An 18,882-nucleotide genomic window follows, 5' to 3' on the forward strand; every position below is an offset into this window, starting at 1 on the left:
CTTACCGGGGCGGCAAGGTCACCACCGAGCACCAATATTCCTCGATGGAGCGCACGACGGAAATGAACCGGTCGAGATCCACCGGCTTGGTGATGTAGCAATTGGCGTGAAGATCGTAGGAACGCCCGACATCCTGCTCGGCCTGCGAGGTGGTCAGAACCACCACCGGAATCCGGCGCAATTCAGGGTCGGCCTTCATTTCGGCCAGCACCTGGCGGCCGTCCTTGCGCGGCAGATTCAAATCCAGCAGCACCAGATGCGGACGCGGCGCGTCACCGAACGAGCCCTCGCGGCGCAGATAGGTCATGGCCTCGACACCATCGACCACCACCTTGAGACGGCTCGCCATCCGCCCCTCCTTCAGGGCTTCCTGGGCCAAGCGGGCGTCGCCGGGGTTGTCCTCGACCAGCAGGATCTCGAATGTCTCGGGTGAGTTTCGCAGGGTCACGAAGCGGCTCCTGATTTGCCCGATCGGGTGGGCTCGCGGATTCCCACTATAAAACGGAGAGGCCCGGTTGCAAACCGCCTTTAATCATTTCGTATGGATAAGGGTCAGACTATTTCACGCCCCTCGTGACAATAGCGCCCCAACCGGGCCAGGTCGGCGATGGTGACCATCTGGCCATCGACCCCAACCCCTTGCCCTTTCAGGTGCGCGAAGGCGCGCGACAAGGTTTCCGGCCGCACGCCGACACGGGCGGCGATCAGGCCTTTGTTATGGGGCAGGCGCAAGGTGACCGAGCCGCGCCGACGCTGGGTCAGGCCCATCAGGTAAAGGGCCAGACGCTGGCTGGCCGATTTCAGCTTGAGGTCCTTGACCTCTTGGATCAGCAGCCGGAAGTGCCGCGACAGCGAGGCCAGCATGGCCAATGCCAGGTCGGGATTGGCCCTGAGCCGGGTCAGCAGCGCGTCGCGCGGAATTTCCATCAGCCGACACGGCGCCAGGGCCATGGCGCTCATCAGATAGGGCTTGCCGGTCAGCAGCGCGGCGGCGATGAAGGATTCGCCCGAGTCCAAAATCTCCAGCATGGTCTGCTCGCCGCCGCCCTCGACCCCGGCCATCAACGCCACCTGCCCCTCGAGCAGGACATGCAGCACCTTGGCCGCGTCGCCCTGGCGAAACAGCGTCGCCCCGCGCGGCACCCGGGAAACCTGCGACTGACCGGCGATGTCGGCCAGCGCCTCGGGCGTCAGGCCGGCAAACAAAGGCACCCGCGCCATGATCTGCAAATCGTCGCCATGGATACGCCTGGCCTCGCCAGACGGCGTCATCGAGATTTCCATGGTTTACCCCCGGACGTCATGCGTTTCAGCCATTGTCGGCAGCGCCAGCGTTGGGTGGTGTGACGACGGTCAAGCGGCCTGCGGCTCATTGGGACGAGACGATGGTGCAAAGGGGGCAATTCGAGGGAGGTGGCCGGGTCCGATGGTTTGAGGGGGATGATCGGACCCGGCCGGTCCCGGCGCGTTCGGCAGAGCGCATAGGATAGAAGGCAATGTGGGGATTTCCTGACTACTTTACTTTGACTTCCGTCAATCGAAGTAAAGAATCTAGAAACCCTGGCTATTCTTGACCATCGTCAAGACGGCAGGGATTGACCTGGGGCTCACTCGGTTTAAATTAGTTCTAATGCATAAACAAGCGAGACGGATATGACCGCCACCGATGCCGAAGGATACCTTGTCGACCCCGCCGACTGGACCGAGGATTTCGCCCGCTCCGCCGCCCAGGCCGAGGCCATCGAATTGACCGCCGATCATTGGCGGGTGGTCGCCTTCATGCGGGCCTGGCAGGAGGAAAAGCAGGTCGCCCCCGATGTCCGCCATGTCATGAAGCATCTGACCGAAGCGACCGGCGCCGGCCGCAACCGCCTGTTCGAGCTGTTCCCCTATGGCTATGTCCAGCAGGCCTGCAAGATCGCCGGCATGAAGCGCCCGCGCGCCTGGAGCACCGGGTAAGTTCTCATTGTGCTTGGCTGCGAATGGATGGTCCGTTAGAACCACCCCACCCATTCGGAGCGCCCCATGACCTACTCGTCCCTTTTGCCGGCCCTCGAGGCGGTGGCCCGCCAGGCCGGCCGCGCCATCCTGGACATCTACGCCCAGGATTTCGCCGTCGAGATGAAGGGGACCAACGACCCGGTCACCGCCGCCGACCGCGAGGCCGAGGCGGTGATCTTGCCGGTGCTGCGCACCCTGACCCCGGATATTCCCATCGTCGCCGAGGAAGAGGCCGCCGCCGGCCGCATCCCCACCGTCGGCCGGCGCTTCTGGCTGGTCGATCCGCTGGACGGCACCAAGGAATTCGTCAAGAAGAACGGCGAATTCACCGTCAATATCGGCCTGGTCGAAGATGGCCGCGCGGTGGCCGGGGTGGTGTTCGCCCCGGTGCTGAACCGGCTGTGGTCGGGCGCCGACGGCGCGGCCTTCGTGGTCGACAAGGACGGTATCCGCCAGCCGGCACGCTGCCGCAAGGTGCCGGCCAGCGGCGCCGTCGTGCTGGATTCGCGCTCGCACCGGGCTCCGGACCGACTGAACGCCTTCCTGTCCACCCTGGCCCAGCCGGTCATGCACAATGCCGGCTCGTCCCTGAAATTCTGCCTGGTCGCCGAAGGCTCGGCCGATTTCTATCCGCGCTTCGGCCCGACCAGCGAGTGGGACACCGCCGCCGCCCATGCCGTGCTGGCCGCCGCCGGCGGCGAGGTGATCAATTTCGACGATCAAACCCCGCTGGCCTATGGCAAGCCGGGCTTTCGGAACGGCGATTTCCTGGCACGCGCCAAGGGCTGAAGCAGACCTCTCCCCATCGGCGGGCAAAGCGGTTATGGTGACCGGCATGAACCCGGTTCCGCTTCCCGCCCTGATCGAGCCGGCCTGCGCGCTGTCCCTGGCCGAGGCCGGGCGCCTGCTGCGCGAGGGTCGCCTGGTGGCCTTTCCCACCGAGACCGTCTACGGCCTGGGCGCCGACGCCACCTGCGACCGCGCCGTCGCCGCCATCTTCGAGGCCAAGGGCCGCCCCAGCTTCAACCCGCTGATCGTCCATGTCGCCGAAGCCGCAGACGCCTTGGCGCTGGTCGAAATCGACGACCGCGCCCGCCTGCTGATGGCCCGCTTCTGGCCCGGACCGCTGACCCTGGTGCTGCCCCGGCGGGCCGGCTCGCCGGTTTCCCTGCTGGCCAGCGCCGGCCTGGACACCATCGCCGTGCGCATGCCCGACCATCCGGTGGCCCTGGACCTGATCCGCGCCGCCGGCCGGCCGCTGGCGGCGCCGTCGGCCAACCGCTCAGGCGCGGTCAGCCCGACCCTGGCCCTGCATGTGGTCGATTCGCTGGGCGCCCGGGTGGCGCTGGTGCTGGATGGCGGACCGTGCCGGGTCGGCGTCGAATCGACCGTGCTGGACCTGTCGACCGCCACCGCCTGCCTGTTGCGCCCGGGCGGCATCGCCGCCGAGGAGATCGAGGCGGTTCTGGGCTCGCCGCTGGCGCGCGCCGCCATCGACCCCCATGCCCCCAAAAGCCCGGGCATGCTGGAAAGCCATTACGCCCCCGGCCTGCCGGTGCGCCTGAACGCCGCGACGGCCGAAAAAGACGAAGCGCTGCTGGGCTTCGGCGCGATCGACGGCACCCTGACCCTGTCGGCGGCCGGCGATCTGCAAGAGGCGGCGGCCAACCTGTTCGCCATGCTGCGCCTGCTGGATGGCGGCCCGCATCGGGCCATCGCGGTGGCGCCGATCCCGGAACACGGGCTGGGCCTGGCCATCAACGACCGGCTGCGCCGCGCCGCCGCGCCACGAGGCCAGCCATGAGCCTGCTCGATCTATTGGCCGCCATCGTCGGCCCGGGCAACCTGTTGCAGACGGCCTCGGACATGGCCCCCTATCTGGTCGAGGAACGGGGCCTTTACCACGGCAGCGCCGTCGCCGTGGCCCGCCCCGGCACCACCGCCGAGGTGGCCGAACTGGTCAAGGCCTGCGTCCGGGACAACATCGCCATCGTGCCCCAGGGCGGCAATACCGGCCTGTGCGGTGGGGCGGTGCCGTCGGGTGGCGCCTTGCTTGTCTCGACCGAGCGGCTGAACCGCATCCGCGCCGTCGATCCGGTCGATTTCACCCTGACCGCCGAGGCCGGCTGCGTGCTGGCATCCTTGCAGGACGCCGCCGCCGAGGTCGGCTGCCTGTTCCCGCTGTCGCTGGGCGCCGAAGGCTCGTGCCGTATCGGCGGCAACCTGTCGACCAATGCCGGCGGCGTCGGCGTGCTGCGCTATGGCAACACCCGCGACCTGGTCCTGGGTCTCGAGGTGGTGCTGCCTGACGGCCAGGTGTGGAACGGCTTGCGCGCACTTCGGAAGGACAATACCGGCTACGACCTCAAGCATCTGTTCGTCGGCGCCGAGGGCACGCTGGGCATCATCACCGCCTGCGTGGTCAAGTTGTTCCCCGCCCCGCGCGAGACCGCCACCGCCCTGGTCGCCCTGCCCGACCCGGCGGCCGCCCTGGCCATTCTGGCTGCCGCCCGGCGCGCCTCGGGCGATGCGGTGACCGCTTGCGAACTGGTGCCCAGGATCGGCCTGGAGATCGGCATCGCCCACGTCCCCGGCGTGCGCGACCCGTTCGACGCCCCCCATCCGTGGGTCCTGCTGGTCGAGCTGTCCTCATCCAGGCCCGGCGGATTGAAGGACGCCCTGGAATCGGTTCTGGCCGAGGCCCTGGAGAACGGCACCGCCGCCGACGCCGTGCTGGCCCAATCGGAAGATCAGCGGCGCGCCCTGTGGAAGATCCGCGAAGGCGTGCCCGAGGCCCAGAAGAAGGAAGGCGGCTCGATCAAGCACGACGTGGCGGTCGCCACCAGCCGGGTTCCCGAGATGATCGCGCGGTGCACGCCCGCGGTCGAAGCGGCCCTGCCGGGCGTGCGGGTGGTCGCCTTCGGCCATATCGGCGACGGCAACATCCATTTCAACCTGAGCCAGCCGGTCGGCGCCGACAAGGCGTGGTTCATCGCCCAATGGGAGCGCATGAATCGCATCGTCCACGACATCGTCGCCGACATGGGCGGATCGGTGTCGGCCGAGCACGGCATCGGCCTGCTGAAGCGGCACGAAATGGCCCGCTACAAGTCGGCGACCGAACTGGATCTGATGCGCAGGATCAAGACCGCCATTGATCCTGACGGGCGAATGAACCCCGGCAAGATCCTCCCTTAGTCCTCTCATACCGAAGATGAATGCCATCTACGCCTTGACCGGGCCGGTGCGTATCTGCGTTAAATAGGTATTCCGGTACCTATTTAATCAAATACTAAAGTAAGAGCTCACAGGAGGCCATCTATGTCCAAAGCTTTTCTGCGTATCGCCACCTTGGCGGTCGGCGCCCTGATCGTCCAACCGGCCCTGGCCCAGGAGCATGGTACCGCCGACGAAGCGGTCGCGCTGGTCAAGAAGGCCACCGCCCATTACAGCTCGGCCGGCCCGGAAAAGGCCTGCACCGCCTTCGCCGACCCGAATGGCGGCTTCCAGTCGAAGGACCTTTACGTCTTCGTCCAGAAGCTCGACGGAATCATGATCTGCCATGCCAAGAATCCCGGACTGAACACCAAGGACCTGAAGACCCTGAAGGATTCCGACGGCACCGAATTCGTCGCCGCCATGATGAAGGTCGCCTCGGAAAAGGGCGCCGGCTGGGTCGATTACAAGTGGGTCAACGCCCAGTCCAAGAAGATCGAGCCCAAATCCACCTATGTCCAGAAGTCGGGCGATGTCTTCATCGGCGCCGGCATCTACAAGCCCTAAGGCATTCGGTCAGGAGCCGCCCCTCATGCTCGCCAACCGCCTCGCCAACACGCGCATCGCCGTCAAGGTGTTGTTCGCGCCTCTGATCCTGTTCGCCAGCATGCTGGTCCTGGCCGTCATCTTCCAGGTCGGCCTGACCCGCGAAACGGCGGCCCTGACCGAATTGCACGACGTCTCGTTCGCCAACAACCGTTTCGTCTCGAAGATCGAGACGGTCAGCACCCGCGTTCAGTCCAACACCTACCGCTTGTTGGGCTGGACCAATGCAGGCATCGACAAGGCCAAGATCAAGACGCTGGAAGAGCGGATCAAGGCCGACATCGCCATGCTGGGCACCGAGACCCGCGACTTCGCCGCCAAGATGCCCGAAGGCGACGAGGGCACCATGATGAAGGCGGTGGCGATGGCCGTGCAGGAATACGGCCGTTCGGCGGGCGAGGTGGTCGAGATGGCCGGTATCGACGCCACCACCGGCCTGATCCTGATGACCTCGACCGAACAGACCTTCGACCGCCTGCAAGGCGGCATCCGCAGGCTGGCCGAGGTGACCGACGCCAAGACCGGCGAGGTCTACGCCAAGGCCCAGGACACCGCGGCTGCGGCCCAACTGCAGTTCTACGGCACCTTCGGCTTCTTCGCGGTTCTGGGCATCGTCGTCGTCATCATCACCGGCCGGCTGATCGCCCGGCCGGTGCACGAGATGACCTCGGTGATGGAACGCCTGTCGCGCGGCGACACTTCGGTCGAGGTGCCGTCGCTGGGCCAGACCGACGAAATCGGCGAGATGGCCCAGGCCGTCGCCGTGTTTCGCGACAATATCGAGCGGACCAATCGGCTGGAGCAGGAAAAGCAGGCGGCGGCCGCCGCCAGCGCCGAGCGCGCCCAACGGCGCGAGAAGCTGACCGAAGGCTTCAACGAGGCGATGGAGCACGTCCTGGAGACGGTGATGGAAACCGTGCGCCAGGTCCACACCAACTCGGACGGCCTGCAAAACACCGCCAGCCGGGCCAGCGAACAGGGCGCCGCCGTCGCCCAGGCGGCCGAACAGGCCGCGGCCAACGTCGAGACCGTCGCCGTCGCCGCCGAGCAATTGGGCTCGTCGGTCCAGGAAATCGCCCGGCAGATCACCACCACCGTCGAAGCCACGGCGGAAGCGGTGGAAGGGGCCAAGAACGCCAACGCCACCATGTCCAGCCTGGACGAAAGTGCCAAGCGCATCGGCGAGGTGGTCAGCCTGATCAACACCATCGCCAGCCAGACCAACCTGTTGGCCCTGAATGCCACCATCGAGGCGGCCCGCGCCGGCGAGGCCGGCAAGGGCTTCGCCGTGGTCGCCAACGAGGTGAAAAGCCTGGCCAATCAGACCTCGAAGGCGACGCAGGAGATTTCCGCCCAGATCAGCGCCGTTCAGTCGGCCACCCATGATGCGGTGTCCATCATCCGCGCCGTCGGCGACACCATCGACAAGGTCAGCGGCATCGTCGCCTCGATCGCGTCGGCGGTCGAGGAACAATCGGCCGCCACCCAGGAAATCGTGCGCAGCGTCCAGCAGGCCTCGGACGGAACCGGCGAAATCACCCGCAACATCGCCGACGTGTCGCGGGCGGCGGGCGAAACCGGCTCGATGGCCCAGAGCATGTTCCTGGCCGCCAACGATCTGCTGAGCGAGGCCGAAACCTTGCGGACCGAAGTGGGGTCCTTCCTGACCGGCATGCGGCAGTGACGTCTGGGGCTTGATTGCCGCCCACACCATCCCAACTTCAGTATGGGGCGAGGGAGGTGTCGCGGCGGCAATCGGCGGAGAGTGATCCATGGTGCGTTTGGTCCATCACCAACTGACCATGGCCATGGTTGCGGCCGTTACCATGGCGCTGGCCTATGGCGGCGCCATCGTGGTCTCGGACTACACAGCTCGTCGCGACAGCCTGCAAAGCCAGATCGAGCAAATCGCCCAGGACCACCAAAAGGCCGCCGAGGATTTCATCGCCGGCTATCGGTTGGTCCTGATCGCCATCGCTGAAACCGATTGCGTCAAGACTCGGGATGGAACGTCCTGCGGGGCCTTGTTCGCCCGGTTGAACCAGCGTTTCCCGGCCGCGGTCAACTTCGCCGCCACCGATTCCGCCGGAATATTCGTGGCCAGCGGCAAACCCTTCCCCGGCGGCAAACCCACGAATATCTCGCAGGCGCCGTTCTTCATCAATCTCGCCACCAAGGGAAGTCTGTTCGAGGTCATGGACCCGCATACCGGCCCGGTCAGCGGCCAGGTGGTGACCGGACTGGCGATCCCGTTGCGCGACACATCCGGCCAGTTTTCCGGCATACTCGGCCTGTCGCTGGAATTCGCCGAACTCGACGATCGGTGGCGGCAATTGCCCGGGCCGAAGGACATGCCGGCCCTGGTGTTCGATCGCGCCGGGCGCCTGATCCATTCCAGCCCGGCCGCTGCGGCCGTTCCGGCATTGCCGCGCGACGCCAGTCCGGCTTTCGTGGACAGTCTGAGCAGCGCGTCGGGACTTGCCACCCTGGCCGGCCGCCAGTGGCAATATCACCGCGAAACCATCGCCAGCGCCGGCTGGACGGTGCTGGCGATGCATCCCGCGCCCTACGGCATCCTGGAATATCTGCACGACACGCCGCTCTTGTTCCAATTGTTGCCGCCGGCGGTGGTGCTGGCGCTGGTCGGCTTGTGGCTGGCCGCACGTGAATTCCGTCATCTGGTCGGCCTTGAGCACGCGGTCGAGTCGCGGACCCGGGAGCTGAGCGAGGCCAACATGCGCCTGGCGCGCTCGGCCCAGGAATTGGAAACGCTGACCTGGGTCGCCTCGCATGATCTGCGCGAGCCGTCGCGAGCGGTGGCCACCTATGTCTCGATGCTGGAACGCCGCTATGGCGGGCAGTTGGACGATGACGGCCGCGCCTTCATCGGCTTTGCCCGCGACGGCGCCAAGCGGATGAACGAACTGGTCCTGGCGTTGCTGGATTACACCCGCATTTCACGAATAGACGACCCGCTAGGGCAGATCCGACCTGAACAGACGATCAATCGCGTCGTCGGGGATCTGGCCCCCCTGGTCGAAGGGCTTCACGCCGAAATCACCATCGACCACCCCTTGCCGGTGCTCAACATCCGCGATGGCCACCTCGACATCTTGTTCAGGCAGATGATCGAGAACGCGCTGCGCCACCACCATCCCGACCGTCGCCCCTCGATCCACATCGGCTGCGACGGAACCGGCCCCGACGCCGAGTTCTGGGTTTGCGACAATGGCAAGGGCATCGCCCCCGAATATCGCGAGAAGGTCTTCACCATGTTCCAGCGCCTGGACCCGCTGTCGGTCCCCGAGGGCACCGGTATCGGCCTGACCTTGTGTACTCGGGTGATCGATCATTATGGCGGCCGCGTGCACATCTCGGACTCGCCGCAGGGCGGGTGCTGCTTCCGCTTCACCTTGCCGCTGGCGGCACGAAAGCAAGCCGTCTCGTAGGATTCCCTTTGGCCGCCGGGCGAAGGCCTGTCTATAATCCGCCGCCATGACGGGGATCACGCGATACATACTGCGGCAGCTCGGGGTGGGGATGATCTTCGTCTCCCTGGCCCTGTCGTGCGTGCTGTGGCTGACCCAGTCGCTGCGCTTCATCGAATTGATCGTCACCAAGGGCATTTCGGCCTCGACCTTCTTGAAGTTGACCATGATGCTGATGCCCACCTTCCTGGTGGTCATCTTGCCGATTTCCCTTTTCGCAGTGGCGCTTTTCACCTACAACAAGCTCAATTCCGACCGCGAATTGGTGGTGTTGCGCTCGGCCGGGGTGTCCAACTGGGCTTTGGCACAGCCGACCTTGCTGCTGGCCGGGGTGACGACAGCGGTCGGGCTGGCATTGTCGCTGTGGATCATCCCCGCCTCGGTCCAGCACTTCCGCGAATTGCAATGGTCGATCCGCAACGACATTACCAATGTGTTGCTGCAGGAAGGGGCGTTCAACAAGTTCGGGGACGGCCTGACCGTTTATGTCGGGGCGCGCAGCCCCGATGGCGAGCTTTTGGGGATCTTGGTGCACGACAAGCGTAATCCCGACAAGCCGATGACCATGATGGCCGAACGCGGCGCCCTGATCTTCACCGAGTCCGGCCCGCGCGTGCTGATGGTCAATGGCAACCGGCAAAGCCTGCCGCGTGGAACCGGACAATTGTCGGTGCTGCATTTCGATTCCTATACCGTCGATCTGGCCACGGCGACCGGCAAGGGCGGCGACCGCTACCGCGACGCCCGCGAGCGCTCGATCGCCGAATTGCTGACGGTCAACGAGTCCGAACTGGGCCGGTCCGAGTACCGCCGCGCCAAGGTCGAGCTGCACCAGCGTTTTTCCTCGCCATTCTACAATCTGGGCTTCGCGGTGATCGCCCTGGCCTGCCTGCTGGGCGCCGGCTTCGACCGCCGCGGCCAGACGCCGGCGATCCTGACCGCGGTCGGCTTGATGATCGCCGCCCAGGCCATGGCCTTGGGCGTGGCCAATCTGGCGACCTCGTCGCTTGCCTTCATTCCCTTGCTGTATGTCGCGGCCGCCATTCCCATCGCCGGCGGCCTGTGGTTCATCCAACACCCGACGGGCCGGCCCCGTCGGCGCAGGATCGGCGGTTTCGCCGGTCTTGCCGGTTGATCCGCGAGGCCTTGCCGATGCGCCGCCTTGCCTTGATCGCCGTCCTGACCACGCCGCTGACCGTGGCCGCCGCACCTGCCCTGGCGGTCGGCGCCGGCGAGATCGGCGGCTGGGGCGACGCCTGGGGCGAAGACCAGGCCCCCAACCCGGCACAGCCGTCCCGACCCCGTGCGACCATCCCGGCCGCCCAGCCGGCCGCTCCGGTCGCCGCCCCGCAGCCCGCGCCAGCGCCAGCCCCGGTCCAACCCGGCGGATGGGGGCAGGCCTGGGGCGAGGAATCCGCTCCCGAACCGGCTCCGGCCCGTACCCGCGCCGCGATTCCGGCGGCTAGGCCGGTCGCGCCGATAGCCCCGATGGCGCCGGCCCCGATCGCTGCGCCCGCGCCGGTCCAACCCGGCGGCTGGGGCCAGGCCTGGGGGGACGACGGGGTTCCGGAACCGCCACAGCCGCGCCGGGCGACCATTCCGGCGACGGCGCCGACATTTCCGACGGCATCGACACCGGTCGCCGCCGCGCCAAGGGCTCCGGCCGCATCGGCTTCGGACATTCGCGGATGGGGCGACGCCTGGAACGACGACGCCCCGGCCGAACCCGGGCAGACGAACCGACCGGTGCGTCCGGTCTCGGTTCAGCCGGCTGCCGCCGAGCCCGAGGCCGCCCCCAAGGCGCCGCGGCCAATGGCGCCGGCGACCCAGGACAGCGTTGATGGCGACGAGGCCGAGGAGCCGGTCCGCCTGACCGCCGACCAGATCATCCACGACCGCGAATTGGGCATCGTCACCGCCAAGGGCCGGGTCGAGGTGGGGCAGACCGGCCGGACCCTGATCGCCGATACCTTGAGCTACAACCTCAAGCACGACGTGATGACGGCGTCGGGTAACGTCACCCTGGTCGAACCGACCGGCGACACCATGTTCGCCGAGTATTTCGAGCTGACCGGGGACCTGAAGGATGGCGTCGGCAAGGAATTGCGCGTGCTGTTGTCCGATCGCTCGCGCATGGCGGCGGCCAGCGGCATCCGCTCGGGCGGCAACCGCACCGACTTCGACAAGGCGGTCTACACCGCCTGCGAGCCGTGCCGGAACCAGCCCGACCGCCGCCCGCTGTGGGAAGCCAAGGCGGTCCGCATCACCCATGACCAGGAAGCCCAGGTCATCGAATATCGCGATGCCTGGCTGGAACTGGCCGGCATCCCGGTGGCCTACACCCCCTATCTGTCGCACCCCGATCCGACGGTGAAGCGCAAAAGCGGCCTGCTGGCTCCGACCATGGGCTTGTCGTCAAGCCTGGGCGCCAACATCACCGTTCCCTATTTCTGGGCGATCGCCGACAATCAGGACATCACATTCTCGCCGCGCTTCCTGTTCCCCAGTTCGACGGCCACCAAGGTCAGCACTCCCGAGACGCTGGACGACGCCCAAGACAGCGTGCTGCAACGCGTCGTGCTGGCGGGCAATCACCGCTGGATCGGGCGTTCCGGCGAAGCCACGACGAACGCCTCGCTGACCCAGGATCGCCACACCGCCGCGACCCGTGGCCATATCGATTCCGAAGGCCGGTTCGACCTCGACCGAACCTGGCGGGCGGGCTATCAGTTGCAGCGGACGTCGGACGGCACCTATAACAGCCTTTACGGCTACCCGATCAACAGCAACCGCCCGTGGTTGACCACCCGCCCCTATCTGGAAGGGTTCGGGCGTCGCAACTACGCCCTGGTCGAGGCGATGGCGTTCCAGGGGCTGCGCCCAACCGACGATGACGACACCTCGCCGCTGGTCCTGCCCCACGCGATGTTCAGCCACCAGTCGCACCCCAATTCGCGAGGCGCCTTTTGGACCGTCGATAGCGACATGCTGGCCTACAACAGGCTGGACGGCGTTTCCGCACGACGCCTGTCGTCCAATGTCGCCTGGAACCGCCCATTCCGGGGCAAGCAAGGCGACCTGACCGACGTGTCGGTGTCATTGCGCGGCGACGGCTACCATTCCGACCATCTGAACGAGAACCAGGGCTCGGCGACCGCAGGGCGTGTCGTCCCGCAGGTGGCGGCGAATTGGCGCTACCCCTTCGTCCGCGACAGCGCCACGATGCCGCAGATCATCGAGCCGATGGTGATGGTCGCGGCCAGCCCCAACGGCAACAATCCGCGCTCGATTCCCAACGAGGACTCGCTGGACAGCGAGTTGGACGACGTCAACATCCTGCGTGCCAACCGCAAGACCGGACTGGACCGGGTCGAGGGCGGTCTGCGCGGCGGCTACGGGCTGCGCTGGAGCGCCCATCCGCGCCGGCTGGGCTATGTCGCCGCCCAGGTCGCACAAGGCTGGCGGGCGCACGCCGACTCGACCTATTCCGAGCGATCCGGTTTCGGCGACAACCTTTCCGACTATGTCGCCCGCTTCGATTATGCGCCGACCGGCAACATCTCGTTCCTCAATCGCGTTCGGTTGGACAAGGAGACCGCCGAGGTCCGCCGCAACGAAACGCGGATCAGCGTCGGCAGCCCGATCTTGCGGGCCGATGTCAGCTACTACCGCTTCGACACCACCGAGAGCGAGAACCTGACCTTCCCGTCCAAGCAGGTGGTGACCTATACCCTGAGCTCGCAAATGACCCGACACTGGGCGGCGCAGGCCAGCGCGGCCTCGGACCTGTCGGACAATGGTGGGCCGCTGGGATGGGCGACCAAGCTGATCTATTCGGACGAGTGCTTCGCCTTCGTCACCAATTTCCGCCGATCCTACATTCATGACCGCGACATCTTGGCCGGCTATGAATTGACCTTCAACGTCGTCTTCAGGACTTTGGGCGACGTGCCGTTCAACGTATTCTGACGATCGGACCGTCGCAATCGACGGTGCGCCAAGGTAAGGGTGACCCATGTTCCGCCGCTTGATCCTGTCCTTGACATTGTTGGCGCCGCTGGCCTTCGCCGCCTCGGCCGGGGCGCAAGACTTCGACCGCGTCGCCGCCGTGGTGAACGACGAGGCGATTTCGCTTCACGATGTCATCGCCCGGGTCAGGCTGTCGCTGGTTTCGGCCAACATCCCCGACAATGTCGACAACCGCCGCCGCGTCGTGCCGCAGGTCGTGCGCAAGATGATCGACGAACGCCTGCAGATGCAGGAGGCCAATCGTCTGAAGATATCGATCACCGCCGGCGACATCGACACCGGCATCGGCATGATCGAGCAGCAAAACCGCATGCCCAAGGGCACATTGATCGCCAACCTGACGCGGCAGGGGATCGAGGCCACCACCATCCGCGAACAGATTCGCGCCGACCTGACCTGGATGCGGCTGATGACCCGGGCGATCCAGCCGCAGATTCGCGTCGGCGAGGAAGAAATCACCGACCGGTTCGAGATCATGCGCGCCCGCCAGGGGCAGCCGGAATCGCTGCTGGCCGAAATTTACCTGCCGGTCGATTCCGCCGCCGCCGAGGACGAGGCCAAGCGACTGGGCGAAGGCCTGATCGAGCAGTTGCGCGCCGGCACCCCTTTCGCGGTCCTGGCCCGGCAATTCTCGCGCGCGCCGACCGCCGCCAATGGCGGCACCATGGGATGGATGAACGAGACCAGCCTGGACGAGGAGGTGGCCACCATCGCCGCCAAGCTGACCAAGGGACAGGTGTCACCCTTGACCCGCACCTCCAGCGGCTTTCATATCATCGCCCTGATCGACCAACGGGTCGCCGGCCAGTTCGTCGATCCCGAGGCCAGCACCGTCACCTATTCGCGCATGGTCCTGCCGATGCCGCAGGGGCCAGGGGCGCCGCCGCGCCCGCAATTGCTGGCCCAAGCCGCCAAGGTCTCGGCCGGGGCCAAGACCTGCGCCGAGTTCGACACCAACGCCCACCGGATCGGCGCCCTCAAGGTTGAACGGATCGGTCCGTCCGCCTTGTCGTCGCTGAATGCGGAAACCCGCCAGATCCTGATGGCGGTCGCGGTCAACCAGATCACCCAGCCCAACCTGACCACCGACGGCATCCAGGTGATGATGGTTTGTTCGCGCGACGACGCGACCAAGGTCGCCGGCCTGACCCGCGATCAGGTCCGTCGGACCATCGAGGACGAGCGCATGGACATGCTTTCGCGCCGCTATCTGCGCGATCTGCGCCGCCAGGCCTTCATCGACGTCCGCCTGTGATGATCGCCCCGCTGGCCGTGACCATGGGCGAGCCCGCCGGCATCGGCGGCGACATCGCCCTGAAGGCTTGGCTGCGGCGAAGCGAGGGCTTGCCCCCCTTTTTCATGATCGACCAGCCCGACCGCCTGCGGACACTGGCGGCCCGGCTGGGCCTGGACTGCCCGATCGTCACCATCGCCGACCCGGCCCAGGCCGCCGACATTTTCGCCCAGGCCCTGCCGGTGCTGGCGCTCGACCTGCCGGCCATGGTCCGCCCCGGGTATCCCGACCCGGCCAATGCCGGCGCCGTCGCCCGCGCCATCAGTTGGGCGGTGGAATTATGCACTGCGGGCCGGGCGTCGGCACTGGTCACCAACCCGATTCACAAGGCGGTGATGTACCAGGGCGGGTTCACCTTTCCCGGTCACACGGAATACCTGGCCCATCTGGCCGGCCTGGACGGTCACGAGGTGATGATGCTGGCCTGCCCCGGCTTGCGGGTGGTGCCGGTGACCATCCATGTCGCCCTGACCGAGGCGATCCGCCTGCTGAGCCGCGAATTGATCGTCTCGGTCGGCACCCAGACCGCCCGCGCGCTCCGGGTCGATTTCGGCCTGGCCCTTCCGCGTCTGGCGGTGGCCGGGCTCAACCCCCACGCCGGCGAGGATGGCGGAATGGGACGCGAGGACATCGACATCGTCGCCCCGGCCATCGCCGACCTGCGGGCCGCCGGCATCGACGCGTTCGGTCCGCTGCCATCCGACACCTTGTTCCATGCCCGCGCCCGCCAGACCTACGACGCGGTGCTGTGCATGTATCACGACCAGGCGCTGATCCCCATCAAGACCATCGATTTCGACGGCGGCGTCAACATCACCCTGGGCTTGCCGTTCGTGCGCACCTCGCCCGACCACGGCACCGCGTTTGCGCTGGCCGGCACCGGCCAGGCGGTCGAAACCAGCTTGATGGCGGCCATCAGGACCGCCGCCGAGATCGCGGCCAACCGGGCCGCTGCCTTGTCATGACCGACCGGCTTCCTCCGTTGCGCGAGGTGATCGCCGCCCATGGGCTGGCGGCGCGCAAGTCGCTGGGGCAGCACTTCCTGCTCGACCTCAACCTGACCGGCCGCATCGCGCGGGCGGCCGGCGATCTGGCCGTTGGCACCACCATCGAGATCGGCCCCGGTCCCGGCGGCCTGACCCGCGCGCTGCTGGATTGCGGCACCCGCCGCCTGATCGTCATCGAGCGCGACGACCGCGCCATCGCCATTCAATCCGAAATCGCCGAAGCCTATCCCGGTCAGTTGGAGATCATCGCCGGCGACGCGCTGGAGATCGATGCCGCCAGCCTGGGCGAGGCGCCACGGCGCATCGTCGCCAACCTGCCCTACAACATCTCGACGGTGCTGCTGTTGCAATGGCTGCGCCAGGCCAGCGCCTTCGAAAGCCTGACCTTGATGTTCCAGAAAGAGGTGGTGGACCGCCTGGCAGCAGGGCCCCGTTCCCCCGATTACGGCCGCCTGTCGGTGATCACCCAGTGGCTGTGCGAGGTCCGGCCCTTGTTCAACATCGATCGTCGCGCCTTTACGCCGCCGCCCAACGTGATGTCGACGGTGGTGCAGTTGATTCCACGCCCGGCGCCGTTGGCCCCGGCCCGGCTGGAGGTCCTGGAACGGGTCACCGCCGCCGCCTTCGGGCAGCGCCGCAAGATGCTGCGGTCCAGTCTGAAAGCGCTGGGCGACGCCGAGGCGATCCTGGCCGCCGCGGCCATCCCGCCTACGCGCCGAGCAGAAGAATTGAGCGTCGCCGAGTTCTGCACAATCGCGCAAGTTGTTGGATCATAAACTTTCCGGTAACCGACCCTGGGCTAATAGTCCATAGGGAGTAAGGGGACCAATGGGCTATCATTTGGCAATGCGCGGAAAACCCGACCGAGCCGGGTTCTTGCCGCCTGCCGATATCGTCGGCATGCCGGCAGACCATTTGACGGAACTCCTTGACCAAGTCCTGGCCGAGGACGAGCCGGCGCGCCCACGCCCGTCATCAAGCGGATTGCTCGCCGTTGCCGAGGCGGCGGCGCAGAACCTGCCCGACAAGTTTTCCGACGACGATTCCCTCCCGTCTTTGCCCGACATCGATCCCGACCTGTTGCCACAATTGCGGATCGCCCACGCGGTCCTGTCCAATCCCGACCTGATCGACGGCGCGGGTGCCGATGCCGGCACCATCCTCGTCGAAGCCCCCCAATGGAACCGGCCGGCGCCACCGCCGACCCGTTTCGCCCGCCGCAAGCAGGCGGCCCATGCCGCGCAGCCTCCGACCGCGGAGCCACCGCCGCCGCCGCCGCTCGCCATCAATTTGGCGCGCGAGGCAGAGGCGGCCCTGGTGCTGGCCGAGGTCGGAAGCCGGCCTCTGACCGCCCCCGGGGGGTGGACGGCCGAAACAGACGCCCCCGGCACGCTCGACTTCCCCGACGCGCCCCCGACCGACTATCCGGTGTCCCTTGACGCCGCGCTTGAATCGATGGCCCCCGAGGCCTCGGCCTTCATCCCTGCGGGCCAACCCACCGACATGGACCTGTTGGCGCCGGGAAGCGACCTGCGCACCGAAAACCGCAGCGTGCAGCCTGTCCGGCGCCCACCGCCAACCCGACCCGGCCTGTCCGGCCCCGACTTCGACTTGTTGACGACGGTCGCGGCGGGAGAGACCGGTGGCGCACCCCAGAGCGACCCGGAAACGCCGCCTTCGCTATCGACGACCTTGGTCGCGCCGCCTCGGCCGGCTTTGACCAGCGCCGCGCCCCAGCCACTGCGGCGCCCCCCGGCAATGGAACCGGTTTCCGCCGAGCCCATCGAGGCACCCCCGCCGCCGCCACCGGCACCGCCCGCCACGATCGAGATGGTGGCCTCGCCCGTGCGAACACGCAAAAGGACCGTCGCCGCAAAGCCGGCCGCCCCCAGCCCGGCCGCGGCGGAGGCCGCGCCGCCTTTGGAACCGGCGGAGGCCGCGCCACCTTTGGAACCGGCGGAGGCCGCGCAACCTTTGCAACCGGCGAAGGCGCCCGCGCCGCCGCCATCCATCAAGGCCAGCCTGAAGCCGTCCCGGCGCCCCCCCGCGCCCAAAGCCGCCGCGGCCGAGCCGGCGCAATCCCCGCCCCCAGTTCCGGCCGCAGCGCCTGTGCCGGTGGTCGTCGCGCCGCCGCCTGCGGCATTGGCGCCTGCCGTCGGCCCGCTGGACCAGCCCGAGCCGCCGCCCGCGCGGGTGGTCGAGGCCCCCGTTCCGCCGCCTGTTATCGCTGCGGCAGCGCCGCCTGTGGCCGAGGCCGCCCCGCAACCCGCGGAACAAGCCCCCGCGCCAGCACCGGAGCCCGCGGCGCCCGAAGTGGCGCCCGATCCGGTCGCGCCCGAAGTGGCGCCTGATCCAATCGCGCCCGAAGTGGCGCCTGATCCAATCGCGGCCCCTTCGGATCAGCCGGAATCGGGCTTGGCCGCCTGGGCCGAGGCGATCATCGCCGCCAACCGCGACGCGTTCGGCGCACCCATCCCCCGCGTGGGATCAGGCGAGTTGCCGCCCAACCAGGAGGGGCTCGAGGCGTTGCTGGCCGATCCGCCGCCAGCCACCGACTTTGCCGCACTGGACCTGCTGACCGTCACCTGGGGCAAGGCTACGGCGGGATCGGATCGACGCGCGCTGTTGGCCACCGCCTACAATCTCAGCCGCAATTTCGGGCTGCCCGGCAAGCTGCCGATGGCGTCGTCGCGGGCGTGGCGGATGCTGGATGCCCGCCTGTTTCGCGCCGACATCTCGAACCAGCTCAGTCGGATCGCCAATTTCATCGCCGATTGGCAAAAGACCCAGAAGACCTTCCTGATCCTCGAACATGGCGAGATCGAGCTGATCGAGTTCCTGTTCGAGTCGCTGGACCCGGCCACCGACCTTGACCAGATGGCGTCGGTGATGAATTTCAAGGTGCTGTCGAACCGGCGCATGGGCCTGATCCGGCGCATTCCGTCGCGCCTGCGCAAAGAGGTCAATGCGATGTTGCCGGCCAGGCACCAGGACGCCTTGCTGATGCTGGCCCATTACAAGGCCCTGCTGGAACGTCTGGCCGACCCCAACGGATTCGCCCCCATCGTCGAGACGGCCTCGAAGATGCTGGAGGAGATCGACAAGCTGATGAAGACGGCCGCGGCAGCCGCCGCGCCGCAATTGCCGCCGGGCCAGCCCCCCGGCGGGGGCCAGGCCCTGGGACGGATCGGTTAGGCCGTTCCCCGTGCAAAAGCACACTGAGCGAAGCGAAGGACTTTTG

15 protein-coding genes are annotated in these 18,882 nt (G+C 67.2%); 13 read left to right on the forward strand and 2 right to left on the reverse strand.

The window, feature by feature from the left end; genetic code table 11:
- Position 1 precedes the first annotated feature (1 nt).
- Together MTBLM5_RS12070 and MTBLM5_RS12075 are read right to left on the reverse strand one after the other, a co-directional pair.
- Positions 2 to 448 carry a response regulator gene (locus MTBLM5_RS12070; RefSeq protein ID WP_068497308.1) on the reverse strand — a complete coding sequence of 149 codons (447 nt, stop codon included), beginning with the start codon at positions 446 to 448 and terminating at the stop codon, positions 2 to 4.
- A 104-nt stretch (positions 449 to 552) separates the two neighbouring features.
- The gene (locus MTBLM5_RS12075) at positions 553 to 1,272 is read right to left on the reverse strand and encodes a cyclic nucleotide-binding domain-containing protein (protein ID WP_254431023.1); all 720 of its coding nucleotides are present in this window, start codon (positions 1,270 to 1,272) and stop codon (positions 553 to 555) included.
- Between the two features lie 381 nt (positions 1,273 to 1,653).
- Here MTBLM5_RS12075 and MTBLM5_RS12080 point away from each other — a divergent pair, with 381 nt between their 5' ends.
- From MTBLM5_RS12080 to MTBLM5_RS12140, 13 genes are all read left to right on the forward strand, one after another.
- Positions 1,654 to 1,959 (forward strand): TusE/DsrC/DsvC family sulfur relay protein, encoded by a 306-nt coding sequence (locus MTBLM5_RS12080; RefSeq protein WP_173976352.1) that lies wholly within the window; start codon positions 1,654 to 1,656, stop codon positions 1,957 to 1,959.
- 66 nt (positions 1,960 to 2,025) lie between these two features.
- Positions 2,026 to 2,790, forward strand: coding sequence for a 3'(2'),5'-bisphosphate nucleotidase CysQ (gene cysQ, locus MTBLM5_RS12085; RefSeq protein ID WP_173976353.1), 765 nt, complete (start codon positions 2,026 to 2,028; stop codon positions 2,788 to 2,790).
- A 46-nt stretch (positions 2,791 to 2,836) separates the two neighbouring features.
- On the forward strand, positions 2,837 to 3,805 hold the full coding sequence (locus MTBLM5_RS12090; protein WP_254431024.1) for an L-threonylcarbamoyladenylate synthase: 969 nt from the start codon (positions 2,837 to 2,839) through the stop codon (positions 3,803 to 3,805).
- The gene (locus MTBLM5_RS12095; RefSeq protein ID WP_173976355.1) at positions 3,802 to 5,199 is read left to right on the forward strand and encodes an FAD-binding oxidoreductase; all 1,398 of its coding nucleotides are present in this window, start codon (positions 3,802 to 3,804) and stop codon (positions 5,197 to 5,199) included. Before MTBLM5_RS12090 ends, MTBLM5_RS12095 begins: the two co-directional genes overlap by 4 nt.
- A 123-nt stretch (positions 5,200 to 5,322) precedes the next feature.
- Positions 5,323 to 5,784 carry a cache domain-containing protein gene (locus MTBLM5_RS12100; protein ID WP_173976356.1) on the forward strand — a complete coding sequence of 154 codons (462 nt, stop codon included), beginning with the start codon at positions 5,323 to 5,325 and terminating at the stop codon, positions 5,782 to 5,784.
- Between the two features lie 25 nt (positions 5,785 to 5,809).
- Positions 5,810 to 7,507, forward strand: a complete 1,698-nt coding sequence (locus MTBLM5_RS12105; protein ID WP_173976357.1) for a methyl-accepting chemotaxis protein — start codon at positions 5,810 to 5,812, stop codon at positions 7,505 to 7,507.
- An 88-nt stretch (positions 7,508 to 7,595) separates the two neighbouring features.
- Positions 7,596 to 9,272: an ATP-binding protein gene (locus tag MTBLM5_RS12110; protein ID WP_173976358.1), complete on the forward strand. Its 1,677-nt coding sequence runs from the start codon at positions 7,596 to 7,598 to the stop codon at positions 9,270 to 9,272.
- Positions 9,273 to 9,318: 46 nt separating this feature from the next.
- Positions 9,319 to 10,446 (forward strand): LPS export ABC transporter permease LptF, encoded by a 1,128-nt coding sequence (lptF, locus tag MTBLM5_RS12115; RefSeq protein ID WP_256367177.1) that lies wholly within the window; start codon positions 9,319 to 9,321, stop codon positions 10,444 to 10,446.
- A 17-nt stretch (positions 10,447 to 10,463) separates the two neighbouring features.
- Complete coding sequence (locus MTBLM5_RS12120) at positions 10,464 to 13,280, forward strand: LPS-assembly protein LptD (RefSeq protein ID WP_173976359.1); 2,817 nt, start codon at positions 10,464 to 10,466, stop codon at positions 13,278 to 13,280.
- A 46-nt stretch (positions 13,281 to 13,326) separates the two neighbouring features.
- The gene (locus tag MTBLM5_RS12125) at positions 13,327 to 14,595 is read left to right on the forward strand and encodes a peptidylprolyl isomerase (protein ID WP_173976360.1); all 1,269 of its coding nucleotides are present in this window, start codon (positions 13,327 to 13,329) and stop codon (positions 14,593 to 14,595) included.
- Positions 14,595 to 15,599 carry a 4-hydroxythreonine-4-phosphate dehydrogenase PdxA gene (gene pdxA / locus MTBLM5_RS12130; RefSeq protein WP_173976361.1) on the forward strand — a complete coding sequence of 335 codons (1,005 nt, stop codon included), beginning with the start codon at positions 14,595 to 14,597 and terminating at the stop codon, positions 15,597 to 15,599. The genes MTBLM5_RS12125 and pdxA overlap by 1 nt, the downstream gene beginning before the upstream one ends.
- Complete coding sequence (gene rsmA, locus MTBLM5_RS12135; RefSeq protein WP_173976362.1) at positions 15,596 to 16,417, forward strand: 16S rRNA (adenine(1518)-N(6)/adenine(1519)-N(6))-dimethyltransferase RsmA; 822 nt, start codon at positions 15,596 to 15,598, stop codon at positions 16,415 to 16,417. Before pdxA ends, rsmA begins: the two co-directional genes overlap by 4 nt.
- A gap of 52 nt (positions 16,418 to 16,469) precedes the next feature.
- A complete protein-coding gene (locus MTBLM5_RS12140; RefSeq protein WP_173976363.1) occupies positions 16,470 to 18,836 on the forward strand; it encodes a hypothetical protein in 2,367 nt (788 codons plus the stop codon).
- Positions 18,837 to 18,882 lie beyond the last annotated feature (46 nt).

Source organism: Magnetospirillum sp. LM-5 (genome assembly GCF_902729445.1).
Classification (GTDB): domain Bacteria; phylum Pseudomonadota; class Alphaproteobacteria; order Rhodospirillales; family Magnetospirillaceae; genus Magnetospirillum.